25 protein-coding genes are annotated in these 25,031 nt (G+C 71.6%); 11 read left to right on the top strand and 14 right to left on the bottom strand.

The annotated features are described in order from the left end of the window. Positions 1–2: 2 nt before the first annotated feature. Positions 3–293 carry a hypothetical protein gene (locus EGT67_RS14545; RefSeq protein WP_127916798.1) on the bottom strand — a complete coding sequence of 97 codons (291 nt, stop codon included), beginning with the start codon at positions 291–293 and terminating at the stop codon, positions 3–5. A 358-nt stretch (positions 294–651) separates the two neighbouring features. Here EGT67_RS14545 and EGT67_RS14540 point away from each other — a divergent pair, with 358 nt between their 5' ends. Then, positions 652–1,557 carry a hypothetical protein gene (locus EGT67_RS14540; RefSeq protein WP_127916797.1) on the top strand — a complete coding sequence of 302 codons (906 nt, stop codon included), beginning with the start codon at positions 652–654 and terminating at the stop codon, positions 1,555–1,557. Between the two features lie 375 nt (positions 1,558–1,932). Here EGT67_RS14540 and EGT67_RS14535 read toward each other — a convergent pair whose 3' ends face one another. From EGT67_RS14535 to EGT67_RS14520, 4 genes are read right to left on the bottom strand one after another with little or no spacing between them, the layout of a single operon-like run. Beyond that, positions 1,933–2,928, bottom strand: coding sequence for an AurF N-oxygenase family protein (locus tag EGT67_RS14535; RefSeq protein WP_127916796.1), 996 nt, complete (start codon positions 2,926–2,928; stop codon positions 1,933–1,935). After that, the gene (locus EGT67_RS14530; RefSeq protein WP_127916795.1) at positions 2,925–3,842 is read right to left on the bottom strand and encodes a prephenate dehydrogenase dimerization domain-containing protein; all 918 of its coding nucleotides are present in this window, start codon (positions 3,840–3,842) and stop codon (positions 2,925–2,927) included. The genes EGT67_RS14535 and EGT67_RS14530 overlap by 4 nt, the downstream gene beginning before the upstream one ends. Then, positions 3,839–5,959, bottom strand: a complete 2,121-nt coding sequence (gene pabB, locus EGT67_RS14525; RefSeq protein ID WP_127916794.1) for an aminodeoxychorismate synthase component I — start codon at positions 5,957–5,959, stop codon at positions 3,839–3,841. The genes EGT67_RS14530 and pabB overlap by 4 nt, the downstream gene beginning before the upstream one ends. 7 nt (positions 5,960–5,966) lie before the next feature. Beyond that, entirely contained in the window at positions 5,967–6,338 is a 372-nt protein-coding gene (locus EGT67_RS14520; protein ID WP_127916793.1) for a chorismate mutase family protein, read from the bottom strand. A gap of 493 nt (positions 6,339–6,831) precedes the next feature. Here EGT67_RS14520 and EGT67_RS14515 point away from each other — a divergent pair, with 493 nt between their 5' ends. After that, positions 6,832–8,013: a lipase family protein gene (locus EGT67_RS14515; protein WP_127916792.1), complete on the top strand. Its 1,182-nt coding sequence runs from the start codon at positions 6,832–6,834 to the stop codon at positions 8,011–8,013. Positions 8,014–8,096: 83 nt separating this feature from the next. On the opposite strand, the gene EGT67_RS14510 is transcribed toward EGT67_RS14515, so the two are convergent. Next, positions 8,097–8,435 (bottom strand): RNA polymerase-binding protein RbpA, encoded by a 339-nt coding sequence (locus EGT67_RS14510; protein ID WP_127916791.1) that lies wholly within the window; start codon positions 8,433–8,435, stop codon positions 8,097–8,099. A gap of 172 nt (positions 8,436–8,607) precedes the next feature. Between EGT67_RS14510 and EGT67_RS14505 the strand changes: the two genes are divergently transcribed. Beyond that, positions 8,608–8,940 (top strand): hypothetical protein, encoded by a 333-nt coding sequence (locus EGT67_RS14505; RefSeq protein WP_127916790.1) that lies wholly within the window; start codon positions 8,608–8,610, stop codon positions 8,938–8,940. Here EGT67_RS14505 and EGT67_RS14500 read toward each other — a convergent pair. The 6 genes from EGT67_RS14500 to EGT67_RS14475 are packed head-to-tail and all read right to left on the bottom strand — an operon-like array spanning position 8,882 to position 13,888. Then, entirely contained in the window at positions 8,882–9,385 is a 504-nt protein-coding gene (locus tag EGT67_RS14500; protein WP_127916789.1) for a hydrogenase maturation protease, read from the bottom strand. The genes EGT67_RS14505 and EGT67_RS14500 overlap by 59 nt on opposite strands. Continuing rightward, a complete protein-coding gene (locus tag EGT67_RS14495) occupies positions 9,382–10,698 on the bottom strand; it encodes a Ni/Fe hydrogenase subunit alpha (protein WP_127916788.1) in 1,317 nt (438 codons plus the stop codon). Before EGT67_RS14495 ends, EGT67_RS14500 begins: the two co-directional genes overlap by 4 nt. After that, complete coding sequence (locus tag EGT67_RS14490; protein WP_127916787.1) at positions 10,688–11,458, bottom strand: NADH-quinone oxidoreductase subunit B family protein; 771 nt, start codon at positions 11,456–11,458, stop codon at positions 10,688–10,690. The genes EGT67_RS14495 and EGT67_RS14490 overlap by 11 nt, the downstream gene beginning before the upstream one ends. Continuing rightward, positions 11,458–12,291 (bottom strand): FAD/NAD(P)-binding protein, encoded by an 834-nt coding sequence (locus EGT67_RS14485; RefSeq protein ID WP_127916786.1) that lies wholly within the window; start codon positions 12,289–12,291, stop codon positions 11,458–11,460. Before EGT67_RS14485 ends, EGT67_RS14490 begins: the two co-directional genes overlap by 1 nt. Then, positions 12,288–12,752 (bottom strand): cyclic nucleotide-binding domain-containing protein, encoded by a 465-nt coding sequence (locus tag EGT67_RS14480; RefSeq protein ID WP_241566038.1) that lies wholly within the window; start codon positions 12,750–12,752, stop codon positions 12,288–12,290. The genes EGT67_RS14485 and EGT67_RS14480 overlap by 4 nt, the downstream gene beginning before the upstream one ends. Further along, the gene (locus EGT67_RS14475; RefSeq protein ID WP_127916785.1) at positions 12,749–13,888 is read right to left on the bottom strand and encodes a 4Fe-4S dicluster domain-containing protein; all 1,140 of its coding nucleotides are present in this window, start codon (positions 13,886–13,888) and stop codon (positions 12,749–12,751) included. Before EGT67_RS14475 ends, EGT67_RS14480 begins: the two co-directional genes overlap by 4 nt. A 140-nt stretch (positions 13,889–14,028) precedes the next feature. Between EGT67_RS14475 and EGT67_RS14470 the strand changes: the two genes are divergently transcribed. From EGT67_RS14470 to EGT67_RS14455, 4 genes are all read left to right on the top strand, one after another. Beyond that, positions 14,029–15,006: a 1-phosphofructokinase family hexose kinase gene (locus tag EGT67_RS14470; protein WP_127916784.1), complete on the top strand. Its 978-nt coding sequence runs from the start codon at positions 14,029–14,031 to the stop codon at positions 15,004–15,006. After that, the gene (locus EGT67_RS14465) at positions 15,003–15,173 is read left to right on the top strand and encodes a zinc transporter permease (protein ID WP_127916783.1); all 171 of its coding nucleotides are present in this window, start codon (positions 15,003–15,005) and stop codon (positions 15,171–15,173) included. Before EGT67_RS14470 ends, EGT67_RS14465 begins: the two co-directional genes overlap by 4 nt. 6 nt (positions 15,174–15,179) lie before the next feature. Then, positions 15,180–16,658, top strand: a complete 1,479-nt coding sequence (locus EGT67_RS14460) for a bifunctional aminoglycoside phosphotransferase/ATP-binding protein (protein WP_127916782.1) — start codon at positions 15,180–15,182, stop codon at positions 16,656–16,658. Positions 16,659–16,745: 87 nt separating this feature from the next. After that, a complete protein-coding gene (locus EGT67_RS14455; protein ID WP_127916781.1) occupies positions 16,746–19,385 on the top strand; it encodes a cation-translocating P-type ATPase in 2,640 nt (879 codons plus the stop codon). Here the strand turns inward: EGT67_RS14455 and EGT67_RS14450 are convergent. Continuing rightward, on the bottom strand, positions 19,369–19,998 hold the full coding sequence (locus EGT67_RS14450; protein ID WP_127916780.1) for a response regulator transcription factor: 630 nt from the start codon (positions 19,996–19,998) through the stop codon (positions 19,369–19,371). The two genes, EGT67_RS14455 and EGT67_RS14450, sit on opposite strands and share 17 nt — an antisense overlap. A gap of 151 nt (positions 19,999–20,149) precedes the next feature. Here EGT67_RS14450 and EGT67_RS14445 point away from each other — a divergent pair, with 151 nt between their 5' ends. Genes EGT67_RS14445 through EGT67_RS14440 form a run of 3 tightly spaced genes read left to right on the top strand, consistent with a single transcriptional unit; the run spans position 20,150 to position 21,538 of the window. After that, positions 20,150–21,040, top strand: coding sequence for a universal stress protein (locus EGT67_RS14445; RefSeq protein WP_241566037.1), 891 nt, complete (start codon positions 20,150–20,152; stop codon positions 21,038–21,040). Positions 21,041–21,064: 24 nt separating this feature from the next. Beyond that, complete coding sequence (locus EGT67_RS25100; RefSeq protein WP_164877569.1) at positions 21,065–21,214, top strand: hypothetical protein; 150 nt, start codon at positions 21,065–21,067, stop codon at positions 21,212–21,214. A 27-nt stretch (positions 21,215–21,241) separates the two neighbouring features. Continuing rightward, positions 21,242–21,538 carry a hypothetical protein gene (locus tag EGT67_RS14440; RefSeq protein WP_127916778.1) on the top strand — a complete coding sequence of 99 codons (297 nt, stop codon included), beginning with the start codon at positions 21,242–21,244 and terminating at the stop codon, positions 21,536–21,538. A 34-nt stretch (positions 21,539–21,572) separates the two neighbouring features. Here EGT67_RS14440 and EGT67_RS14435 read toward each other — a convergent pair whose 3' ends face one another. Next, entirely contained in the window at positions 21,573–22,550 is a 978-nt protein-coding gene (locus EGT67_RS14435; RefSeq protein ID WP_127916777.1) for an Acg family FMN-binding oxidoreductase, read from the bottom strand. Positions 22,551–22,700: 150 nt separating this feature from the next. On the opposite strand from EGT67_RS14435, the gene ppsA reads away from it, so the two are divergent. Next, positions 22,701–25,031 carry a phosphoenolpyruvate synthase gene (ppsA, locus tag EGT67_RS14430; RefSeq protein ID WP_127916776.1) on the top strand — a complete coding sequence of 777 codons (2,331 nt, stop codon included), beginning with the start codon at positions 22,701–22,703 and terminating at the stop codon, positions 25,029–25,031.

Raw genomic sequence — 25,031 nt, 5'->3', positions numbered from 1 at the left:
GGTCAGAACCGAGTGGCGACACCGCGACTGTCGGCCGCAACCTGACAGTTCAGGAACGTCACCTTCCTTTCCTCGGTTACCATTGGCGGCTTCATGTCGCCCACTTCTGGCAACTTGAGGACCATCAAAGCTTGCTCGTCGGATGGAAAACCACCCCCCGACGAGCAGGCCCATCCGATCGAACGCGACATGATCGCCGCGTTCGAAGCCGCGGACAGCAAGCTCCCCTTGGCGATCCGGGCCAGATAGCAGGTTCGATCGGACGTGGATTTGAAGGTCTGGTCGGAGACCATCACCACCCCGCGGTGCGCCGTCGACCTGGTTGGGGGCGTTGGCTGCCTGGACGAAGTCCATGGTGTTCAGATCCAGGTGGACGCCAATGGCGGGATCGGATGCCTTCGACGCTCACCAACAGACCACAGTCCGGGAGAACACGTTGTTGACGGTCAGCGCGAGGATAAACGAGATCCGATGCTCCTGAACTCTCTGGCCTACCTGTTGGGCCGCCCCCGTTCGCATCTTCAGCGGCAAGGAACTGCACTTCCGTTCGGCATCATTCTGAATCCGAATGGCGAACTTTCGATCGACTCGGATCTCCCCAGAATTGTTTAGTAGTTCGAATCAACGCTGACATCCTTGCCCATCGGGCGGATGATGGAACAGACCGGTTTTGTCCATCTCTGGAACTGGGAGGGCGTCATGAGGGAAGAAGAATTACTAGAGCCGCCGCTTGAAATGATGTCGAGGGCGCATGCTTGCGATGAAGTAGCGACCGTAATCTCGCGATCTGCCCGGGAGTTGAAGAATGAACGCATTCGCCGGGCCCTCAAGGCCGATCCCGAGTTATCCAAGCATGTGGGCGATCTTTCGGGCATCGAACCCTTGGTTCGAGACGATCCGCTCCCAAGGCTCGATCGTGTATTCGATCAGCCACTGGAGATTGGGATTCGTGACTTTTCGCAGGGGCCTAGGGTGCAGGTAATCGTTCCACCGTACGATTACGGCGGGCAGAATTCAGGGAAGGCGCGGATGTTCCCCGATCCCAAGAAAGGAACAATGGGACTCGGGGCGGATGCCGGTAATATCCAAGGTGTCGATGACAACCGCCAAGAAGGAATCTGTTGGGTGGGTGTTGGTCTCTACTCGAGTCAAACGATTCAAGTCCGTGTCGCCCCGATGATCTTTTGGACCTCAATGTGGGATCTGCAGGTTCTGGGATACGACGTGCTGACTACGCCGCCTTCGGCCGATTGGAAGGCAAGTGTGCAGAGCCAGGCATACGACGAGAAGGGCCCCGTGACTCAGCTCTTGGACGAACTCCTTGTTCACCGCAGGAAGAGGGAGGCGCCGGGCACGTCGTGGGCGAAGGATGACGATAGCGACGGTGGTACGGCACCCGCGATGCACACCTTCCTCACGATCCCAGCAGGGGCGACCCGCTGGTTCAACGTGTTGGCCCACGGGATCGCTGAGGTGGACTACACATGGCAAAGCACGGCCGGTGCCCAATGCGGCATGGACGTGAACGTGAATCTCATCGTCGTCGAGCGCCTGTAGCGACACTCGGGTGTTGCACATCTGCCTATAGGTCCCTGCCATAGGTCAGGCTCCTGGCATGAGGGCCATTTGGTGCCGGTGCGCCGTCATGCGTCTCTTGCGGAGTCGCCCACTGCATAGCGTGGGCAGCGTCATGAGGCGCGTCGGAGGGTCCAGACTGGGCGCGGCTTTCGGAACGATCGCGCGTCAGCGAAGGCCGCCATATCGACCTGGGTGATGGCATGTCCTGTTTGGGGCCAGCGACTCCGTGGGCCCGGTCTGGACGTCCATCGGTGCGACGGCTGTCCAAACTCACGACGAGATCGAGGCGGGCAATCCGTTGAACGGCAGGTGGATCGCACTGGTGGAGACTGTTTGGGATGACCACGGTGGACGTCACCACTCGTAGGGGACCTCGTCGGCGACACCCAGGTCGTCGCACAGGCGGCGGATCGCACTGCAGTCCTGCACCAGCTTCCGGCGTCCCGTGTCGTGTGCGGCGTCGGCCACCAAGGCCGCACCGTCGCGGACGCCTTCGGCCTCCATCACCGTCGTCCACGTCGTGTAGTCGTTTGCCTCGAAGGCCCGGAGCCCGGCGGCCAACCCGGACAGCAGGATCCGCCGGTCGTCCCCGGTGAGGCGCTCGTACACGATCTTCAGCAGCTCCCCAGCGATCGACAAGTGGCAGTACTCGTCGCGCCGATGCAGCACCACGGTCGCCCGGTTCACCGGCTGGAGGTTCTCGTCGTCGGTCATCAGTCCCAGGTAGGAGCTGATCGACGTCTCGGCCACGGTCGTGAATGCCAAACCGGCCAGCGCCGATTCGCGCGGGGTGTCGGCCTCCGCGACCGCCGCGTACTGTCCGCGCACCGTCGGCCCGTACGGCAGGCGGCGCTCCGGCAGATCCCATCCGCGCCGGCGGCGCGTGAGCGCGCTCGCGTTCAGGTGCATCAGCGTGTGGTACTGCTCGTCGACCATCGCCTGGAGCGTGGCGATGGTCAGGGTGTCGCCCAGCCCGGTGCCGAACGCGTCCTGCGACAGCAGCCGGAACCCGGGATTGACGACGTACTGCTCGACGTCCATCACGTTCTTGTTGTAGGCGATCCACGCCCAGGCCAGCACGCGGGCCCGGGTGAGCTCGTCGAGCCGGCGGAACCGGTCGTCGTCGGCGAAGGGGATCAACGACACCGGATAGTCGTCCTTCTCGGCGTCGAACAGCTCGTCGAGGTCGGGTTCGGGACGCTTGACGGTGGCGCGGCGCGACCAACTGCCTGCCAGCGCGCTGATGACCGCGCTCTCGGCCGGGTCGGCCGGGTCGAACGGCGGGAGCGACGGCAGCCGCAGCAGGGACTCGTTCTCGGCGGCGGCGTCGCCGAACGGATTGGCGGTCACGATGTTCCTCCTTCCCGCGGCGGGTCCCGCAGCTGCTCGAAGAGCGCCGCGCACATCGACCGGTAGTCGTCGCGCCGGTCACCGAGCGGCCGGACGGCGTCCGCCATCAGCGCGGCGAAGGCGCCCTCGTCGCCCCGCTCGACCGTCTCGGACAGGCGGGCCAGGCCCGCCGCCAACGCCTTTCGTGCCTCGGCGGCGGCCGGGTTTCCGGCCTGGATGTCGTGGTAGACCTCCGGAACGCCGGTCCCGACCCGGGCCAGCAGCGCGAGCATCGTGGTGTGCGGCGGGGGAGCCGTCGCCGCCAGTGCCTCGGGACCGACACCGACGTCGGCCAGTGCGAGCCCGAACGCGAGGACGGCGGCATGAGTGAGCGCCTGAGTGGCGGCGGCGACGCGATCGTGTTCGGCGGCGTCGAGGCGCACCACCCGCCCGCCCCACCCGGCCACCTCGGTGAGGAACCGGTCGACCTCGGGCCCGTCGTGATGGACCACCGCGGCCACCGGTCGCCCGGCCATGCCCAGCCCGGGCGCGAACATCGGATTGATCCCCAGCGCCGGGCGGCCGGGCGCCCCGTCGTGCAACGCCCCATGGATCCGCGTCTTGACGGAGAGGGTCTCGACCAGCAGCGCTCCGCGGCGCATCGCCCGGTCCACGACCGGCACCACGCCGACCGCCACCGCCTCGGGCACCGCGAGCACCACGACGTCCGCGCCGGCGAGGGCGGCGCACACCCGCTCCGAGGGCGCGCCGACATCGCCGACCAGGGCGGCCCGATCGCCGGCGGGGCGGACCCGGTCGATCACGGTCACGTCGTCGCCCCCCGACCGCGCCAGGCCGGCCAGCATCGCACCGACCGCGCCCGCACCGCCGACGACCGCCACCCGCGCGGTTCCCGTCTCAGCGCGCGCCGTCACCGATCACCGTCCTCGGCCGAGACCTCTTGCGCGGATTCGTCACTCGACGTCACCGACAGGCACCGGCGCATCGTGACCGCCTTGACCATCGTCTCCTCGAGCTCCTCGTCCGGGTCCGACAATGCGACGATCGCGCCCCCGACGCCGAACGTCACCCGGTCCTCCGTCGCGACCATCGTGCGGATGACGATCGAGAAGTCGGCGGTGCCGTTGATCGAGAAGTAGCCGATGGCACCGGAATACACCCCGCGCGGCCCCTCCTCGAGCTTGTCGATGATCTCCATGGTCCGCAGCTTCGGGGCGCCGGTCATCGAGCCCCCGGGGAAGGCGGCCCGGACGCAGTCGACGGTGGAGACGTCGTCCCGCAGCGTGCCGCGCACCGTCGAGACCAACTGGTGCACCGGGGCGTACGTCTCCACGTCGAACAGCTTGGGGACGTGCACCGATCCGGGCACGCACACCCGGGACAGGTCGTTGCGGACCAGGTCGACGATCATCAGGTTCTCGGCGCGGTCCTTCTCGCTGTCGAGCAGGTCCTGGCGCAGCGCCGCGTCCCGATCCGGACGAGCGTGGCGCGGTCGGGTCCCCTTGATCGGCTTGGACTCCACCACCCGGTCGGTGCCGATCCGCAGGAACCGCTCGGGAGACGCGCTGAGCACCGACACGCCGGAGAACTTCAGCAGCGCGCTGTACGGGGTCGGGCTGATCTCCCGCAGCGTCTCGTAGCTCTGCAACGGATCGATCACCCGGTCGACGGTCGCGGCGTTCGTCAGGCACACCTCGTACGACTCGCCGGACCGGATCTCGTCGAGACACTGCCCGATGAGCGCCAGGTACTCCTCGTTGCCGTGGCGCAGCCGCGGCTTGGTGTCCTCCTCGAGCTTGACCAGCGGGTGCGGGGGCGGGGCCTCGACGGCCTCGTCGAGCTCGCGGATCGCGGCCTCGATGTGCGTGAACCACTCGGGTATCCGCGGATCGTCCGGGTCCTCGCTCAACGCCAGCAGGTAGCAGGCTCCGCCGAGATGGTCGATGACCACCGCGCGGTCGGCGAACACGAACGCCGCGTCCGCGGTCGGCGACGTGTGGACGAGCTGGCTGCCGGCGTCGGCCTTGAGTTCGTACCCGAGATACCCGACGTAGCCTAGCCCGAATGCGAACGGTAGGTCGGGTACCGGCGGCACCGCCCGCTCGCGAAGCTGCTCGTCGATGTAGTCGAAGAACCGCTGGTGCACCTGCTCCACGGGGCGGCCGGCACGGTGGACGCACACGGTCGTCTCGGCGACCCGGTAGGTGAGGTACTCGGCCAGGGGCCCCGAGCAGTCACCCATCACCGAGAACCGCGACTCGGGTTCGATCGCGGCGCTGCCGTCGAGCCAGAAGCTGCCCGAGCGGTCCGCGAAGAGCCGGCTGTAGACGGCCTGCGGGTCCACCGCGCGATCCACCCGCCGGCTGTGCACGACGTATCCGGGCGTGGCGCCGGGGGAGTCGTTCCGCGGCTCCGCGGCCGGACGGGGGTAGCGCCGCGGGGACGGGTGCCCGCGGGACGGGGACAGATCGCGGAAGTTCGCCAGCAGGTCCAGGCCGTACTGCGTGCAGATCGATTCCGGGTGGAACTGGACGCCCCACAACGGATGCCGTCGATGCTTCGCGGCCATGATCAGGCCGTCATCGGTCCACGCGTGCGCCTCGAGATCGGGGGGAAGGTCCTCCACGATCAGGGAGTGGTAGCGCACCGCCCGGAACGGGGACGGCAGATCGGTGAAGATCCCGCTGCCGGTATGGCTGATCGACGACAGCCGCCCGTGCATCGGCACCGGGGCCAGGCCCACGTTGCTGCCGAACAGGTGGCACAGCCCCTGATGGCCCAGGCACACCCCCAGTACCGGCACCTCGCGGTTCGCGATCGCCCGGGCACTGATCCCGAAGTCGCGCTTGCGGTCCGGCCGACCCGGACCAGGAGAGATGACGATGTTGTCGAAGTCCTCGAGCGGCACCGCCGCCCAGTCGGCGTCGTTCTTCACCACATGCGGCGGCACGCCGTTGACCTCCGACAACAGACTGTAGAGGTTGTAGGTGAACGAGTCGTAGTTGTCGATCAGCAGTGTTCGGGTCGGCATGACGTCCTCAGCCCATAGCGCGAGTGCGGTCGCCGTTCGAGTCGATGACGTCGTCCTCGACCCGGCACGTCTCGGCGATCATCACGTCGTACAACCGCCGCAGGAACTCCGGGGACAGCCCGTTCGCACGCGCGAACTCCTCGGCGCGGGCCTGCACCAGGCCGACCCGCTGCGGCTGCATCATGGGAATGCTCTGACGTCGCTTGACCTCGGCGATCCGGACGCAGACGTCGATGCGTGCCCGGATGTCCTCGAGGAGCCGCCCGTCGATCGCGTCCAGCTCCGCCCGCAGGCGCTCGAGCTCCGGTTGACGGCTCCAGCGGGCGCCCGCCGGGGATCCTGAGGTGTCGGCCCTCGTGGAGCCACTGGTGTCGTCCATGCGCCACCCCGCCTTACATCTGCTGGACCGGCACGGTAGTTCCTCTGGTCCTGCGAACCCTCGCGCCGGCCGTGTCCGCCAAGCTGTATGCGTTCTCTTCATGATGTCACGCGTAGGTAGGCGTGGCGAATCTTCGAGAAATTTCGAAACCCCGCGAACCGCCGGTCGCCGAGTTCGGTGACAGACCGGTCACGAGAGCTCCCGATGTGTCCGGATTCGGTTGCGCCACAGCCGATCGTGCGGTATTCGGCTTCGAATCGGTCGGTCCCGCAAAGTGGTTCGCGCTTCCCGCCGGAAAACCTGGGGGCGTCGCTTAGGCTGAGTCGCCGTCCGGTCGACCAGTCCGGGCGCGAGCCCTCGCCCAGGACGAAACGCGGGGTTCGGAAGAAACGCACGATTCGTGGAAAATCCACTCCGAGGGGGTTTGTGCATGCCGTCGAAGCGGTTGGCACCGTCACCGGCCAGGCAACGCGGTCGAGTAGGTAGGGCGGTCATGGCGGCCGTCGTGATCGGGGGCTCGGCCCTGTTGGCGCCGACGGCGGTGTCCGCGGCACCGCTCTATCCCGTCGCCGACCCCGACGGGTTCTACGGCCAGCCGAACGGGCTGGCCGAGCGGGCACCGGGCGACGTGCTCGCGGCGCGGCGCATGCCGCCGTTGCCGTTCTTCCCGAACACGGACGTGTGGCAGATCTCGTTCCGGTCCACGAACTCGCAGAACGCGCCGATCGCCGCCGTCACCACGGTTTTGTCACCGACGAACCGGCAGCCGAACGGCCCGTTGCTGTCCTACCAGCACATCGTCAACGCCCTCGGCACCCGCTGCGCGCCGTCGCGTGCGCTGTACACCAACGATCCGGACCTCGTCATCCGGGAGGCGCCGGCCCTCAACATCGCGCTCACGCGCGGATGGACGATCGCGCTGCCCGATCATCTCGGACCCGACAGCGCGTACGGCGCGGCCCGGCTGGGCGGTCAGATCACCCTCGACGGGATCCGCGCGGCGCAGCGCGTGCCCGAACTGGCGCTGGCGGCCAGCCCGGTGGCGATGGCCGGCTACTCCGGCGGCGGCATGGCCACGGCGTTCGCCGCGGCGCTCGCACCGGCCTACGCACCGGAACTGAACATCGTCGGGGTCGCCGAGGGCGGGGTCCCGATGAACATCGGCAAGATGGCGCACGCCCTCGGCACCGCGCCGCACCCGGTCTTCGGGCTCGCGCTGGCGGCCGCGATCGGGCTCGAGCGGGAGTACCCGGACCAGCTGCCGATCGGCGACCAGCTCAACGGCATCGGCGTCGCGATGCGCAACGCGGTCGCGAACGCGTGCACCAACCAGATCCTCACCACCGGCGCCGGGCACAGCGCCGGCGAGATCTCGACGAGCACCGGCCTGCTCGACAGCCCCGCCGCGGAGGCCGTGCTCGCCGACAACAGCGTCGAGGACTACCCGGGCGTGCCGACCGCCCCGGTGTTCGAGTGGCACAGCCCCACGGACGCGCTGATTCCGGTCGATTCGATCGACGCCACCATCCGGCGGTACTGCCGGGCCGGCGCGACGGTCCAGTCGGAACTGTTCCCCAGCCCCGACCACCTCACCACCGCGGTCCTCGGCGCGCCGCGGGTGCTGGACTACCTCGACGCCCGTTTCCGTGGCGAGCCGGCCCCGAGCAACTGCTGACCTCTCCCGTTTCGTTCCGGAAACAGCCCGGCGCCGCCACGGAAAATCCGTGGCGGCGCCGGGCTGAAATTCGTCCGCGGTCGCTACGCGCCGCGACGCTTGGCCTTGAGCAGGTCCAGACGCTCCTTGAGCAGCTCCTCGAGTTCCTCGACGGAACGACGCTCGAGCAGCATGTCCCAGTGGGTGCGCGGCGGCTTGACCTTCTTCGCCTCGGGCGCGCTGCCCTCGAGGAGGGTGCCTTCGAGGCCGTTCTTGCACAGCCAGGTGCCGGGGATCTCGGCGTCATCCGCGAAGGGGACGTCGAACTCCTCGCCGTTGTCGCACCGGTAGCGGGCGATGCGGCGGGGCGCCAGGTCGTGGTCGCGATCGGTCTCGTAGCTCACCGCTCCGAGTCGACTACCTCGAAGTACGCGATCTGCCATGGTGTGTCCTCTCTTCGTTCGTCACCGCGCCAGTTCGCCTTGGGCGGCGCACCGAGCGTTCACAACCATCTACAACGTCCCGAAATCTCGATTCGTTCCCGAGATTCCTGTGGATGCGGCCGCATCATCTTACCGGGGGCACCGCCGACGGTCCGCAGTAAGGTGTTCGACCATGGCCGCAGCTTCCCGGAAACCCGTGTCGTGTGTGTGGTGCGGGCGGGAGGTCGCCGCGGTGGGGATCGGCCGGCGCCGCCGGTACTGCCGCCAGTCGTGCCGCCAGCGGGCCTACGAGCAGCGCACCGCCGTGAAGGGGACGTCGATTCCCGCCGACGCGGTGGTGCTCACCGCGGAGGAGGCGTCCGCGCTGTCCGACCGCATGTTCGAGCTGCGCTGCGCCGCGGAGGATGTCGCCACCGCGATCGCCGAGGACGCCGACCGCGCCGAGCTCACCGCGCTCGCGGATCGGCTGGTCGCGATGGCGCGCGACGCCGAACGCTACCGCTGATCGCCTCCGCCGCGACCGCCGCGACCACTGCCGGAACGGCCCGGCGCACGGCCGGCGACAGCCCCACGCCCGCCCCGACGTCGGCCCCCTCGACCGCGTACAGCACCACCCGCCCGGGGGCGATGCCGAGGATCCGCGCCAGCGCGAGGGCGGCGGCCACGTCCACGCCGTGACCGCCCGGTGCCCCCGCCGCGGCGCTACCGTCCACCGTCAGCCGGTGCATCCGGCCCGGGACGGCGGGCGTGCGCAGCGCGAGGTCGACGACGATCGCCAGGCGTGCCCCGTCCCAGGCCGTCAGCAGGTCGACGGTGTCGGCGACGACCGCGACACCGGCGGCGGCCGGCAGACGTCCGCGCAGCGCCCGCACCACGGCGGGACCGAAGCCGTCGTCGCGGCGGTACTCGTTGCCGAGCCCGACCACCACGATCCGCCCCGGCGTGCTCACCGCCGCGTCACCCGCAGGTCCAGGAAGTGCGTGGCGCACGAGATGCACGGGTCGTGGTTGCGGATCACCCGCTCGCACAGCGCGGTCAGCTCCGCGTCCGGCAGGTCCAGGTGCGCGCCGATCCGGTCCACCAGATCGGTCTCGATCACGTCCTGGTTCTGCGCGGTCGGCGGCACGATGTCCGCGGACCGGATCGTCCCGTCACCGGCGATCTCGTACCGGTGGTAGAGCAGCCCCCGCGGCGCCTCGCTCACCCCGTGTCCGGTGCCCGCGCGGGCCGCGACCGCCGTGGCGGCGGGCTCGGGCCGCTCGTACTCGTCGATCAGCCGCAGCGCCTCCTCGACCGCGTACGCCACCTCCACCGCCCGGACCACGATGCTGCGGAAGGGGTTTCGACACTCGCCGCCCAACCCGGCGTCCGCCGCGGCCGCGGCCGCGGCCGCCGCCCCGGTCAGCTGCGCGTGGTTGAGTGTGTACCGGGCCAGGGGACCGGTCAGGACCGGGCCACCGTCGAGGCGGGCGTGCAGCGCCGTCGAATCCGGGACCTGCCGCTCGCGGACGCGGTTGGTGAACTCGGCGGCCGGGAACTGTCCGCCGGCGCTCGTGCGAACCACACCGTCCTCGATCGCGTACCCGGCATCGTCGTGCAACGCCATCAACACCGGATCGAGACGGACGTCGGGGAAATCGAAGCCCGCGACCCACCGGACGGTGTCGAGCGCGTCGTCCAGGGCGCGGCGCAAGGTCTCGGCGAGCGGGGCCAGCTCCGCGCGGGTGGGGGCTCGGTAGAACCCGCCGACGCGGACGTTGATCGGATGGATCGGCCGGCCCCCGATCGTCTCGAGGATCGCGTTCCCCGCCTTCTTCAGCGCGAGGCCGCGTTCGACGGCGGCCCGGTCGGCCCGGGCGAGCTCGATCGAATCCGGCAGCCCCAGGAAGTCGGGGGCGTGCAGGAAATAGATGTGCAGCGTGTGGCTGGCGATCCACTCGCCGCAGTACAGCAGCCGTCGCAGCGCGCGCACCCACGGGTCGATGGTGACGCCGCATGCCTGCTCGAGCGCGTTGCAGGCGCTCACCTGGTATGCGACGGGGCAGATCCCGCAGATCCGGGAGGTGATATCCGGCGGCTCGCGGAAGTCGCGGCCCCGCAGGAACGCCTCGAAGAAGCGTGGCGGCTCGTAGATGTCGAGCCGCGCGTGCTCGACGGCGCCGTCGGCGACGGTGACGTCGAGTCGACCCTCGCCCTCGACGCGGGCGAGGGCCCGCACCGTCAACCGGCGCCGCTCCGTGGCATCAGGATCGTCACCGCCCATAACGGCGGCCCTCCTCGAACCCGGGGGCCGCGACGTTGAATGTCGAGAACACCCGCCCGATGCCGGCGTCGTCCATCCCGCACCGGCGCAGCCACCCGGCGAGCGACGCGATGTTCGGGTTCTCGGTCGGTCCGAAGCAGCCGTAGCACCCGCGGGAATGCGCGGGACAGAGCGCGCCGCACCCGGCATGCGTGACCGGCCCCAGGCACGGGGTGCCGTCGGCGACCATGACGCAGGTCAAGCCCCGCCGCTTGCACTCGTTGCACACGCTGGTGTTCGGGACGTTCGGCGTCCGGCCGGCGAGGAACGCCGTGATCACCTCGATCAGCTGCCGGCGGTCGATGGGGCAGCCGTGCAGCTCGAAGTCCACCCGAACGTGCGCCGAGATGGGGGTCGACGTCGCGAGCGTGTCGATGTATTCGGGGCTGGCATAGACGGCGGCCGCGAACTCGGCGACGTCACCGAAGTTGCGCAGCGCCTGCACCCCGCCGGCGGTGGCGCACGCCCCGATCGTGACCAGCCGCCCGGAGTTCTCCCGGATCCGGTGGATCCGCTCGACGTCCTCGGCGGTGGTCACCGATCCCTCCACCAGCGAGAGGTCGTACGGTCCGGCGACCGTCGCACTGGACATCTCCAAGAAGTGCGAGATCTTCAGTTCCGTTGCGACCGTGAGCAGTTCGTCCTCGCAGTCGAGTAGCGACAGTTGGCAACCGTCGCACGACGCGAACTTCCACACGGCCAGCGTCGGTAGTGAGGTCATCACAGCTCCCGGGTGTGCAATAGGGGACCGGCCACCGCGTAGTCGACGACCGGGCCGTCGCGGCACAGCAGCAGTTCACCGAGTTGGCAGTGCCCGCACACGCCGACGCCGCACTGCATGTTGCGCTCGAGCGAGACCTGGATCTGCCGCCGTTCCACGCCGTACCCCTCGAGGACCCGCACGCAGAACCGCATCATCGCCTCGGGCCCGCACACCAGCGCCCGGGTGTGCGCGGGATCCACGGACAGGCGGGCGAGTGCCTCGGTGACGAAGCCGACCGGCCCGGTCCAGTCGCGGGCGGGCTGATCGATCGTGACCACGACGTCGAGGCCGGCCGCGCGCCACGCGTCGAGTTCCCGGCGGTAGAGGATCTCCTCGGGGCTGCGGGCACCGACCACGAGCGTGACGGTCCGGTACCGGGGGCGATCCGCGCACACCGCCAGCACCGGCGCGCGGACCGCCGCGAGACCGACCCCGCCCGCGACGATCACCAGGTCGCCGCCGGCGGCGGCCCCGAGGTCCCAGGTCGTCCCGTACGGCCCCCGTACCCCGACCACCGCCCCGACCGGCGCGTCGTGCAGGGCGGCGCTCGCCGCGCCGACGCGGCGCACCGTGTGGACGAGCACGTCGTCGTCGCGCGTCGGGTCCGCGCACACCGAGATGGGGACGTCGCCGACCCCGGGCGCGCACAACATCATGAACTGGCCGGGCCGGAAGCGCGGCACCGCAGCGCCCGTGGGCGTCAGGTCGAGGGTGACCGAGTCGTGCGTCTCCACGGTCCGCCCCGTCACGCGGTACGCGAGCGGGACCAGCGACGATGCCAGCGCGGTCACGGCGCACCCGGATTCGCGTACAGGTCGAGCAGCCTCACCCGTGTCGCCTGCAGCCGGTCCAGCAGCAGACCCGACATCGCCCGCGACACCGCGTACCCGAACGCGGGGTCCCGCTCGGACGCCGCGTGCAGCGCCGCGATGTCGATCTGCCACGCCTCGGTGGGGTCGGCAGCACGGGCCCCGAACGTCCACACGTGCGGGGGCCTCAGCCACGACAAGCCCAGCAGGTCGCCGTCCGAGAGCGTTTCGACCACGACGTCCCCGCGCCCGGGCACCGACGTGGCCAGCACCACCCGGCCGCGCCGCAGCAGCCAGCAGCGGCGCGCGGGCTCACCCTCCCGGAAGACGTACTCGCCCGGCACCCACAGCGCCGGCGTCCACAGCTCGGCGAGCCGCTCCCGCGCGGTGTCGTCGAGTCCGGGCAGCAGCTCCGCGGGCGAGTCGTCGGGCGGGCGAGTCACGATCTCGGTTCCGCGTCGCCGGGAACATCGGGGAACCCCGGCAGCGCGGCGGTCAGCCGGGCGGCCTCGGCGGTGATGTCGATGCCGACCGGACACCAGTCGATGCAGCGACCGCACCCCACACAGCCCGACGAGCCGAACTGGTCGAACCACGTGCCGAGCTTGTGGGTCATCCACTGCCGGTACCGGCTCACGCTGCTGGTCCGCACGTTGCCGCCGTGCAGGTGCGAGTAGTCGAGCTCGAAGCACGACGCCCACCGCTGATGGCCCTCGGTGTGGTCGCCGTCGAGGTCGCTCACCTGCTCGGCGCTGGTGCAGAAGCACGTCGGACACACCATGGTGCAGTTCCCACACGTCAGGCAGCGATCGGCAACGTCGTCCCATACCGGCTCGTCCCGCGCGGCCCGCAGCAGCGCCTGTAGATCCACGGCCGGCATCGTGCGCCCCATCCGGCCACGCGCGTCGTCCACCGCCGCGCGGGCATCCTCGACGTCGGCGTCGGTGGCGTCCGCGGTGGGGATGCGGCCGAGCAGCCGTCGTCCGGTGTCCGTCCCGACATCGACGAGGAACCGGTGTCCGCGCTCGTCGATGCGCTCGGTGAGCGCCAGGTCGTAGCCCGGCCCGGGGGCGGGCCCGGTGCCCATCGACGCGCAGAAACACACCCCGCCCGGCTCGGTGCAACCGACCGCCACCACCACCAGGTCCGCGAGCACCCGGGCGGTGTAGCCGCCCGGGTCGGCACCCAGCACGGTCCCCAGCGTGTGGATGGCCGCGAGGTCGCAGCCGCGCACCCCGAGGAACGCGAACCGGGGTTCCTCCGGATCCGGCTCGGTGAACTGCCCGTTCGACGCCGTCCACAGCACGCGGTGCGGTGGGTGCACGAACTGCTTCCACGACATCGGTCCCGCCGAGTGCGCGAACACGGCGCCGTCCTCGCGGCGATGCAGCCGGTACTCGCCCGGCGCGGTCGCCACACCCCAGCCGTCGGGCAGCTCGGCGCCGGACGCGATCTCGGCCAGCACTACGGCACTGTCGCGCACCGTCGGGCCGACGACCCGGCGCCCGTCCTCGCGCAGCACGCGGATCAGGTCGTCGAGCGCCCGCCGATCGATGACAGCTGACTCGGTGGCATCCATGGCACTCCTCCCGCTCCATTGGGGCAGGGCGGGCACCCTCTGTAAAGGGCCGTTCGACCCTGTGCGGGCCCGACCGCACCGCCCACGATCGGACGCAGGAGCGGGCGCCCACCGGCCCGGGTCCGAGGAGGCGCCCTGCGATGCCGGCGATCGTCACGCTCACCATGAATCCGGCGCTGGACATCTCGACGAATGCGGAGCGGGTCGGGCCGACCGACAAGATCCGCTGCGCCGAGCCCCGGTACGACCCGGGTGGCGGCGGCATCAACGTGGCCCGCACCGTGCGGGTGCTCGGCGAGCCCGTCGTCGCGGTGTTCCCGGTCGGCTCGGCGACCGGCACGGTGCTCGGCGAACTCCTCGATCGCGAGGGCGTGTGGACCCGCCGCGTGCCGATCGCCGGCGCCACCCGGGAGAGCTTCACCGTCGACGAGTACCGCACCGGCGACCAGTACCGGTTCGTGCTGCCCGGACCCCACCTGAGCCGAGCCGAGCAGGAGCGGTGCCTGACACTGCTCGCCGAGGCGGCCCGCGACGCCCGATATGTCGTCGCCAGCGGGACCCTGCCGCCGGGCTGCCCCCCGGACTTCTACGACCGCGTCGCCGCGATGGCCCGCGACCTCGGGGCCCGATGCGTGCTCGACACGTCGGGAGAGCCGTTACGCCGCAGCGGCGCCGGGGTGTACCTGCTCAAACCGAGCATCCGGGAACTACGGGAACTGGTGGACCGCGACCTCGCCGACGAGGCGGCGCAGGCCGGCGCCGCCCGCGAACTCGTCGCCACCGGGCGCTGCGAGGTGGTGGTGCTGTCGCTGGGCGCGGGCGGCGCCCTGGCCGTGACCGCCGACTCCGCGACCCGATTCCCGGCGGTCCCGGTCGCCGTGCGCAGCGGTGTCGGCGCCGGCGATGCGATGCTGGCCGGGATCACCGTGGGGCTCGCGCGCGGCCGGCCGCTGCACGACGCCGTCCACCTCGGCATGGCCGCGGGGTCCGCCATGCTCACGACCCCGGGCACTCGGCCGTGCCGTCGCGAGGAGATCGAGAACCTCTACCACCGCGCCACCCACGCCACTAGCGTGGACAGCGTCAGGGTGGAGACGACCGAGAGGCAGGGACCATGACCTCATCCGAGCACCATCCGCACGATCCGTCCGATCATCCGCACGTCCACGGCGAGAACTGCGGACACGAGAAGATCCAGCACGGCGACCACGTCGACTACCTCCACGACGGCCACCGGCACGCGGAACACGAGGGCCACTACGACGAGCACGGCGAGGCCGGCTGAGCGTCGGTGGACGCGACCGAGGGGCAGCCGTACGCCGCCGTCCACGAGACGCATTCGGGGGTGGTGTTCCTCCTCGGCGACCGCGTGTACAAGACGAAGAAGCCGATCCGCACCGAGTTCCTCGACTTCCGCAGCCGTGACGCCCGGCGCGCCGTGTGCGCCCGCGAGGTCGAGCTGAACCGGCGCCTGGCACCCGACGTCTACCTGGGCGTCGGCGAGTTGCCCGATCCCTGCGCTGCGGGCGGCGAGCCGATGGTGGTGATGCGCCGGATGCCCGAGGACGCCCGGCTCTCGGCGCTGGTGCAGCGCGGCGACTGCGGGGACCGGATCGACGCGATCGCCGACACGGTCGCCCGCTTCCACGCCGGGGCGCTGCGCGGGCCGGACATCGACACGGAGGGCGCCGCGACCGCGGTGCGCCGACGGTGGCGCAACAACATCCGCGAGACCCGCGCGCTCGACCAGCACATCCTCGACGACGACCGACTCGACGCCCTGGAGCGGCGCGTGGGGCGGTACCTCGACGGCCGCGCGGCGCTGTTCGCCGAACGCCTCGCGGCCGGGCGCATCGTCGACGGGCACGGCGACCTGCTGGCCGACGACATCTTCTGGCAGGGCGACGGCCCCCGCATCCTGGACTGCCTCGAATTCGACGACCGCCTCCGCTACCTCGACGGCCTCGACGACATCGCCTGCCTGGCAATGGATCTCGACTTCCTCGGCCGCCCCGACCTGGCCGGTCGGCTGTTCGACCGGTACGCGGCGGCCGCCGCCGACCCGGCCCCGGACTCGCTGCGGCACCACTACGTCGCGTACCGCGCGTTCATGCGCGCGAAGGTCGACTGCGTCCGACACCTGCAGGGCCGCGCGGAGTCGACGCAGGACGCGCTGCGCCACACCGCGCTCGCCGAGGCGCACCTCGACCGCGGCGCCGTCCGGTTGGCGATCGTCGGCGGCCTGCCCGCCACCGGGAAGTCGACCGTCGCCCGGGGCCTCGCCGAACGGGTGGGCGCGGTGCTGGTGTCGAGCGACGCGATCCGGCGCGACCTGTTCGCCGCGGACCGCGCCGCCGACCCCGACCCGGGCTTCGGCCGCGGCCGGTACTCGGCCGCGGCGACCGCCCGCGTGTACGAGGCGCTGCTGGACCGGGCCCGCTCACACCTGGACCGGGGGGTGTCGGTCGTCCTGGACGCGTCCTGGAGCGACGCCGACTGGCGCAAGCGCGCCGCCGAGGCGGCCGAGGCGGCCCGAGCCGACCTGGTGCCGCTGCGGTGCGTGGCCCCGCCGGACGTCGCCGAACGACGCCTGCGCGACCGCGCCGCCACCGGCCGCGACCACGACTCCGAGGCCACCCCGGCCGTCGCGCGGGCGATGGCCGACCGGGCCGACGCCTGGCCCGAGGCCACCGACATCGACACCGGCGGGGCGGTCGAACGGTCCCTCGGGGCGGCCACCGCCCGGTGGGAGAACCCGCAGCCGTCGTGACCGGTGACGAAGGCCCCTACCTGCCGGACCGGTCGCCGAGCACCCTCGAACGGGGGCGGTTCCACAGCTGACGGGGCGGAGCGGACGATGGCACGAGCTTCCACGGATGCACTCGACGTCCTGGCGACCCCAGGAGCGGCGGGTCTGACCTCCCAGGTCGCGGCAGCACGGTTGCGCGAGGACGGCCCGAACCGGCTCCCGGCGGCGCGGCCGGTCCCGGCCTGGCGCAAGCTCACCGCCGAGCTGACCCACTTCTTCGCGATCATGCTGTGGGTCGCGGCCGGCCTCGCCGCGGTCGCCGGGATGCCGCAACTGGCCGTCGCGATCGTCGTGGTGATCGTCGTCAACGGCGTCTTCGCCTTCGTCCAGGAGGAACGCGCCGAGAAGGCGTCCGAGCGGCTGCGCGACCTGCTGCCGTCGGCGGTGACGGTACGGCGGGATGGGGAACTCCGCACCGTCGGCGCCGCCGACGTCGTGGTCGGCGACGTCATGGTGCTCGCCAGCGGGGATCGCGTGCCCGCGGACGGGACCGTGGTCGTCGCGCACGCTCTCGCCCTCGACGAATCGACACTCACCGGCGAGAGCGAGGCGGTGCACGAGGCGGCCGGCGGCCGCGTGTGGGCGGGAACCTACGCGATGGGCGGGCAGGGGGAGGCCGTCGCCGTCGCGACCGCCTCCGACACCCGGCTCGCCGGGATCGCCGCCCTCACCGCCGGCGTGCGTCGCCCCCGCAGCCCGCTCGCCGCCGAACTGCACCGGGTGGTGCGGACGATCGCGATCATCGCGATCGGCGTCGGCATCGGGTTCTTCGGCCTGTCCCTGCTCGTCGGCGCTCCCGCGCACAACGGGTTCCTGTTCGCGGTCGGTGTGACCGTGGCGCTCGTCCCCGAGGGGCTGCTGCCGACGGTGACGCTCTCGCTCGCCATGGGGGCCCAACGCATGGCGCACCGGAACGCGCTCATCCGGCACCTCGAGGCCGTCGAGACGCTCGGCTCGACGACGGTGATCTGCACCGACAAGACCGGCACGCTCACCCAGAACCGGATGACCGTCACCGAGGCGTGGACACCGTCCGGCACCGTCCGTGTCACCGGCGAGGGCTACGAACCGACCGGGCAGGTCAGCGGCCCGGACGCGGCGGTCACGGCGGCGCGGCACCTCGGGACGGTGGCGGTGACGGCGTCGCAGGGCGGCCTCGTGTCGACCGACGGGACGTGGTCGGTTGTCGGTGACCCGATGGAGGGCGCCCTCGACGCATTCGCCCGCCGGGTGAGCGGCCCCGTCGGCGCGCCCCGGGCCACCCCGGAGCGCCGTTACGCGTTCGACCCCCGGCGGCGCCGCGAATCGGCGATCTCTGGGCGCACGCTGATGCTCAAGGGTGCGCCGGACTCGGTGCTGCCGCGGTGCGCCCGACCCGATCCGGATGCGCTCGCCGACGCCCGCCGCGCGGTGGACGACATGGCCGGTCGCGGGCTGCGGGTGCTGGCCGCCGCCGTGCGCGACCTGTCCGCGCCCGCCGCCGGCGACGCCACCGCCGACGACCTCGAACGGGACCTGACCCTCGTCGGGTTGTTCGGGATCGAGGACCCGCCCCGGCCGGCCGTCCCCGCCGCGCTCACGGCGGCCCGGCGGGCCCACATCCGTGTCGTGATGCTCACCGGCGACCACCCCGCGACGGCCGTCGCCGTCGCCCGCGAGATCGGCCTCGTCGACGGCGTTACCCGCCCGGTCGTGGTGGAGGGCGGCGACCTCCCCGAACACGACGTCGCCCTCGGTGACTTCCTCGACCGCGACGGGGTCGTCGTGAGCCGGGTGTCACCAGAACAGAAGCTCGCCGTGGCCCGCGCCCTGCAGGCACGTGGGCACGTCGTCGCCATGACCGGTGACGGCGTCAACGACGGACCGGCCCTCCGCGAGGCGGACATCGGCGTCGCGATGGGGCGCAGCGGCACCGATGTCGCCCGCGAGGCCGCCGACCTCGTCCTGCTCGACGACGACTTCTCGACGATCGTCGCGGCCGTCGAACAGGGCCGCGCGACCTACGCGAACATCCGACGGTTCCTCACCTATCACCTGACGGCGAACGTCGCGGAACTGACGCCGTTCGTGGTCTGGGCGTTGTCGGGTGGTCGGGTACCGCTGGCGATCGGGGTCCTGCAGGTCCTGTGCATCGACATCGTCACCGACCTCCTCCCGGCGCTCGCCCTCGGCGGCGAGCCCCCGAGTCGGGGCGTGATGTCGCGCCGCCCCGAACGCCGACACCTGATGGACCGCACACTCCTCAACCGGGTGTTCGGTGTCCTCGGGCCCACCGAGTCGGTGACCGAGATGGCGGCCTTCCTCACGGTGCTCGCGATCGCCGGATGGCACCTCGGTGGGGATCCGCCGGACGGATCGGTCCTGGTCACCGCCTCCGGCGCCGCTTTCACAGCCGTCGTCCTGGGCCAGATCGCGAACGCGTTCGCGTGCCGCAGCGCCACTCGTCCGGTGTGGCAGCTCGGCTGGTTCACCAACCGGCTGCTGGTGTGGGCGGTGGCGGCGGAGTTCGTCGTCCTCGTCGGGCTCCTCACGGTCGGCCCCGTCGCGGCGCTTCTGGGGCAGTCCCCGCCGTCGATCGCCGGTTGGGCGATCGCCGTGGCCGGAATGCCCGCGCTGCTGGGCGCGGACTATCTGCACAAGCGTGCCCGGCACCGGGACCGGGGACGGGCCGTCAGCGCGGGTCGGTGACGATCTGCAGGCGGGCGGCGAGCACCGCGGCCTGGGTGCGGCGCTCGACGCCCAGCTTCGCCAGCAGCCGCGAGACGTAGTTCTTGACCGTCTTCTCCGCCAGGAACATCCGGGCCGCGATCTGCCGGTTGGTGAGCCCCTCGCCGAGCAGCGCGAGCAGGCGGCGCTCCTGCGCCGTGAGCTCCTCCGGAAGCGGGACGGGGCGGCGAGGCCGACCGCCGGCGGGCGCGGGCGCCGGCAGCAGCGTGCCACCGGCACCGACCTCGCGCACCGCCTCCATCAGCTGCATGCCACGAATGTCCTTGACGACGTACCCCTTCGCGCCCGCGGCCGCCGCCTCCCGCATCGCGCGCTCGTCGCGGAACGACGTCACGATCAGGCAGCGCAGGTCCGGCATCCGCGTCCGCAGCTGTCGGCACACGTCGATGCCGCTGCCGTCGGGCAGGCGGACGTCGAGCAACACCACGTCAGGTCGCAGCGCGGGGATCCGGGCCAGCGCCTGCGACCGGGTCTCGGCCTGACCGACCACCTGCATGTCGTCGTCCGCGTCGACGAGTTCGGCGAGGCCGCGGCGGACCACCTCGTGATCGTCCACGAGGAACACTGTCAGCATCTTCGGCACCTCCCGGGGTGCGTATGAGCTGATGGTACGACGATCCGCCCGCCCCGACCCCGTGGACGTTCCGGCGGGGTGACTTCCGGCCCTACCCGCCCGCCGCGGTCGCGGCGACGATGGGGGCACTCGAATGTGTGGAGGTTCCGCCGTGGACACAGTCGAGACGAAAGCACCGGTGGTCGTCGGAATCGACGGTTCCGCGTCGTCCTTCGCCGCCGTGAACTGGGCCGCCCGCGAAGCACGGCTCCACGGATGCCCGATCCACCTCGTCGCCGCGCTCGGGGCGCCTACCCCGTACGGCGACGGCATCCGGCTGCCGCCGAGCTACTTCGCCGACCGCGACCGCGCGGTACACGGGCACCTCGACCGGGCCGCCGCGATCGCCCGGACCGTCGAGAGCGCCACGCCGGTCACCGAGATCACCAGCGAGATCCTCACCGGACCGGCCCGCCCCGCCCTCATCGAGGAGTCCAAGTCCGCCCGCATGGTCGTCGTCGGCAGCCGCGGCCTCGGACAGGTCACCGCCGCGCTCGCGGGCTCGGTGGCCGTGGCGCTCACCGCCCACGCACACTGCCCGGTGGTCGTTATCCGCGAACCGGCCGAGCGGGTCGCGGGCGTCGGGGAGGTCGTCGTCGGCATCGACGGCACCGAGAACAGCCGCCCCGCGCTCGCGGTCGGGCTCGAGGAGGCGTCACTGCGCGGCGTCGGGCTGGTGGCGATGCACACGTGGTCGCCGTTCACCCTGTCGACGGTGTTCGACGACCAACTCGACCTGCCGTGGGACGAGGTCGAGGTGGCCGAGCAGGCCGTCCTCGCGGAGAGCCTCGCCGGGTGGGCCGAGCGCTACCCGCAGACGCCCGTCGCCCGGGTCGTGGTCCGCGGGAACTCGGCCGAGCAACTGCGCCAACGCGCCGCCGACGCCGTGCTGCTGGTGGTCGGCACCCACGGCCGCGGCGGCTTCGCGGGCATGCTGATCGGCTCGACGAGCACGGTGCTGCTGCACTCGGCGACGTGCCCGCTGATGATCGTCCGGTCCTGACCGGGCAGGTGGAGAGGACGCGCCGTGGACAGGCCGGACGAGCAGATCTTCCTTCTCGCCGGGGCGTCGATCGCGGTGACCGACGCGATCGCCTACGCCTACGCGTGCCGGCGACCGTGCGTGGTGCTGGGCGACGCGACGGGCGCGGAACCCGAGGACGCCGCGGAGCGGTAACCTGCACACGCGAACTGGAGGTGCAGGGTGGGGAAGGTTCTGATGGGTGCCGTGGCGGCCGGGGCGATCGCCATCGGAGGTGTGGTCGTCGTGGGTGCCGCGGCGAGCGTCTCCGAACCGGCAGGCGGTGATCGAGCGACGAGCGCACCCGGTCCGAGCGCGATCCCGGAGGACCACGACTGGGAGAAGGACCCCATCGTGGAGGGGCCGGAACCGGTGACGATCGAGGAGTTCGCGCGCGACGCCTACGACCACGGGTCCTCCGAGAGCGACAGCCCGCCGGCGGTCGGCGACGGCCCCGCGGTCGGGCCGCCCGGCCCCTGACCCGCAACCCACGGCGCCGCGCCGACGGGACGGATCATCCCGTCCATATCTCGTCGACCGGACGGCGCCCGGTCACCGGCAGTGCGCCCCCGGCGCCCACCCCCAGGCGCACGACCACCTGCGGGAATTCGCGCTCCTCGCCGCCGGCCGCCGCCGCGTCGCGGACGATGCGCCGGCTGGCGGCGACCTCGGTGAGATGGGTGACCGGGCACGTCGCCATGCCGCGCGCGGTGGCGGTGAGCAGCAGGCGGGAGAGGGCCTCGCCGCTGCGCAGCCAGTCCAGCCGGGTGTCGGCGTCGGTGCTGATCACCGCGAGCGCCGCCCGGTCCGGGCCCGGGGACGGCGAGGTGAGCGTCCCGATCGGGAACTCCCGTCCCACAGGGACGGCGCCCTCGACCGGCAGCGCCGAGTCCGGGATGCCCTCGGCGGACGGTGCGTGCCCGGCCCACCAGTACAGCTCCGCGTGGTACGCCGGGTCGTAGCGCCGCACCGACGCGCTGCACCGGGCCGCCTCCGCCAGGCGCGCGGCGCCGTCGTCCCCGAGCATCGTCAGCGATGCCGCGAACAGTTCCACCACGTCGTCGCCGAGCCCGCCCAGGTCTTTCGACGCCGGTTCACCGAACGGCCGGCGGTCGGTACGCCGGCGGTCGATGGCCCGGCGCATCGCCACGATCGTCTCCTCGGTCGCCGCCACCCGGCTCGCCGACAACGGCGCGAACGTGATCGACGCCAGGTGCATCGGATCCTCCGGGTCGGGCAGCCGCTCGACCACCGCGCCGACCTCGTACCGCGTCACCGCCACCTCGAAGTGGTGGAGCGCGGTGCCGCAACTGATCACCATCTGGCGGCCCAGTGGATCCGCCACCGGAACCGCACGCGCGACGTCCGCGTGTAGTTCCAGCCGCCCGTCGACCATCCGCCAGCGCCACGGCTGACTGTTGTGCAGGGACGGCGCCCGACACGCGGTCATCACCGCGCCGCGAATCTCCTCGATTCCGGGAACGGCCACCATTCACCAAGTCTCGTCGCCGCCCAGTACCACGACAAGGGCCGTAGTGCCCTCGCACCCCGGTCGGCCGACCGATGACCTTGGGCCCTGTGGCCCGGCAGGCGCCGGGTGTTTGCTGAGAACAGGCATCCGCATCCACACCGAGGAGCGAAGATGACAGCGCAGTCGTCCCCGACGGGACAGCGGTGGACCGCGTCGATCGACCGTCTCGGCCCCGCGGACGCCCCATCGGTGGGCGGCAAGGCCGCGAACCTCGGCGAACTCACCCGCGGGAACTTCCCGGTGCCGCCGGCGTTCGCCATCCCCGAGCAGGCGTACCTCGCCGCGATGGACGCCGCCGGCATCCGTGGCGAGCTGACCACCCGCGGCGCCGCCTGCCGCGGGGCCGACGACGCCACCCTCACCCGGGAGTCGCGGGAACTGCAGGCCCTCGTCCGCTCCGTGACCCTCCCGGACGAGATGCGCACCGAGATCTGCCGCGCCTACGACGATCTCGGCGAAGGCGTTCCGGTCGCCGTACGCTCCTCCGCGCCCGCCGAGGACGCCGCCGACACCTCGTTCGCCGGCATCCACGAGAGCTACACCGACGTCGTCGGCGACGATGCGCTGATCGACGCGGTCCGCGACTGCTGGGCGTCCCTGTGGACTCCACGCGCCCTGACCTACCGCATCCTGCGCGGCTACGACGACGAGCCGTCGATCGCGGTCGTCGTCCAGCAGATGGTGCGCTCGGACCGCTCGGGGGTCGCGTTCACCGCCGATCCGCGCACCGGCGCGCGGGACCGGATCGTCGTCGAGGCCGCCGTCGGCCTCGGCGAGGTGATCGTGGGCGGCCAGGTCGAGCCCGACACGTATGTGCTGTCGAAGGACGATTTCGCTTTGGTGGACAAGCACATCGGTGCCCAGGCGTTCGCGATCCGGCCGGGTCCCGCCGGCGACCGGAAGGTGGACCTGTCACCCACCGAGGGCGCACGGCAGGTGCTCGACACCGAACACGTTCAGGAGATTGCGAAACTCGCTGCCGCCGTGGAGAAGCACTACGGCGCCCCGCAGGACCTCGAGTTCGCGGTCGAGGACGGACATCTGTGGCTGGTCCAGACCCGCCCGATCACCACGCTCGGCGACACCGTCGACACCTCGTCCGCAACGGAACCCACCTCGGAACCCGCCCGCGACAGCCGGACGCCACTCGTCCGCGGTCTCGGCGCCGGCCCCGGCACCGCGACCGGCACCGCCCGCGTCCTGACCGCCCTCGCGGACTCCGGGCGGCTCGCCGACGGCGACATCCTCGTCGCCCCCATGACCCGGCCCGACTGGCTGCCCGTGCTGCGTCGCGCCGCGGCGATCGTCACCGACGGCGGCGGAGTGACCTGCCACGCCGCGATCGTCGGCCGCGAACTCGGGCGCCCCGTCGTCGTCGGCACCCACGACGCCACCAGCATCATCGAGGACGGCGCGCTCGTCACCGTCGACGGCGGCAGCGGGGCCGTGTACGCCGGCGCCGTCACCCCCGCACAGCCCACCCGGACCGAACCGGCCGCACCGTCCCCGGTTGCCGCCACCCACGAGACCACGGCCACCGCGCTGTACGTCAACCTCGCCACCCCCGATGCCGCCGAGTCGGTCGCCGCCACCGACGTCGACGGCGTCGGACTGCTGCGCGCCGAATTCATGATCACCGGCGCCCTCGGCGGCAAGCACCCCGCGGCGATGATCGCCGCCGGCCGGCGCCAGGAGTACGTCGACGACATGACCGCCGGCGTGGAGCACATCGCCGCCGCGTTCGCGCCCCGCCCCGTCGTCTACCGGGCCGTCGACCTGCGCTCGAACGAGTTCGCCGAACTCGAGGGCGGGGACGTCGAACCCGACGAGGACAACCCGATGATCGGCTACCGCGGCTGCTTCCGGTACGTGCGCGAACCCGAACTGTTCGCCCTCGACCTGGACGTGCTGCACCGGGTCCGGCAGCGGTTGCCGAACGTGCACCTGATGATCCCGTTCGTCCGCACCCGCTGGGAACTCGCCGAATGCCTCGCCCAACTCGACGCCCACCCGCTCGGCGCCGACCGTGGCATGCACCGGTGGATCATGGCCGAAGTCCCGTCGGTGGCCTACTGGATCCCCGCCTACGCGGAGCTCGGCATCGACGGCGTCTCCATCGGCAGCAACGACCTGACCCAGCTGATGCTCGGCGTCGACCGCGACTCCGAGGTGTGCAAGGACCTGTTCGACACCATGGACCCGGCCGTCCTCGACGCCATCGACCGCATCATCGACCGCGCCCGCGCCTCCGGGCTGACCACGTCACTGTGCGGGCAGGCCGTCTCCACCGACCCCCGACTCGCCGAACACCTCGTCCGCCGCGGCATCACCTCGGTGTCCGTGACACCCGACTCCGCGACCCGCACCCGACGCGTCGTCGCCGCGGCCGAACGGCGCATCCTCCTCGACCACGCACGCACCACGTCCAGAGCCGGGGAGTGA

It is taken from the genome of Prescottella agglutinans (assembly GCF_004011865.1).
Classification (GTDB): domain Bacteria; phylum Actinomycetota; class Actinomycetes; order Mycobacteriales; family Mycobacteriaceae; genus Prescottella; species Prescottella agglutinans.
The sequence above is the reverse complement of the archived record's forward strand: the minus strand, read 5'-3'. Positions and strand labels throughout refer to the sequence as shown.

Coding starts and splice junctions, on each gene's coding strand:
- EGT67_RS14545 (WP_127916798.1), bottom strand. CDS start 293: ATGGTCTCCGACCAGACCTTCAAATCCACGTCCGATCGAACCTGCTAT.
- EGT67_RS14540 (WP_127916797.1), top strand. CDS start 652: ATGATGGAACAGACCGGTTTTGTCCATCTCTGGAACTGGGAGGGCGTC.
- pabB (WP_127916794.1), bottom strand. CDS start 5,959: ATGCCGACCCGAACACTGCTGATCGACAACTACGACTCGTTCACCTAC.
- EGT67_RS14520 (WP_127916793.1), bottom strand. CDS start 6,338: ATGGACGACACCAGTGGCTCCACGAGGGCCGACACCTCAGGATCCCCG.
- EGT67_RS14515 (WP_127916792.1), top strand. CDS start 6,832: ATGGCGGCCGTCGTGATCGGGGGCTCGGCCCTGTTGGCGCCGACGGCG.
- EGT67_RS14510 (WP_127916791.1), bottom strand. CDS start 8,435: ATGGCAGATCGCGTACTTCGAGGTAGTCGACTCGGAGCGGTGAGCTAC.
- EGT67_RS14505 (WP_127916790.1), top strand. CDS start 8,608: ATGGCCGCAGCTTCCCGGAAACCCGTGTCGTGTGTGTGGTGCGGGCGG.
- EGT67_RS14495 (WP_127916788.1), bottom strand. CDS start 10,698: ATGGGCGGTGACGATCCTGATGCCACGGAGCGGCGCCGGTTGACGGTG.
- EGT67_RS14490 (WP_127916787.1), bottom strand. CDS start 11,458: ATGACCTCACTACCGACGCTGGCCGTGTGGAAGTTCGCGTCGTGCGAC.
- EGT67_RS14475 (WP_127916785.1), bottom strand. CDS start 13,888: ATGGATGCCACCGAGTCAGCTGTCATCGATCGGCGGGCGCTCGACGAC.
- EGT67_RS14470 (WP_127916784.1), top strand. CDS start 14,029: ATGCCGGCGATCGTCACGCTCACCATGAATCCGGCGCTGGACATCTCG.
- EGT67_RS14465 (WP_127916783.1), top strand. CDS start 15,003: ATGACCTCATCCGAGCACCATCCGCACGATCCGTCCGATCATCCGCAC.
- EGT67_RS14455 (WP_127916781.1), top strand. CDS start 16,746: ATGGCACGAGCTTCCACGGATGCACTCGACGTCCTGGCGACCCCAGGA.
- EGT67_RS14450 (WP_127916780.1), bottom strand. CDS start 19,998: ATGCTGACAGTGTTCCTCGTGGACGATCACGAGGTGGTCCGCCGCGGC.
- EGT67_RS14435 (WP_127916777.1), bottom strand. CDS start 22,550: ATGGTGGCCGTTCCCGGAATCGAGGAGATTCGCGGCGCGGTGATGACC.
- ppsA (WP_127916776.1), top strand. CDS start 22,701: ATGACAGCGCAGTCGTCCCCGACGGGACAGCGGTGGACCGCGTCGATC.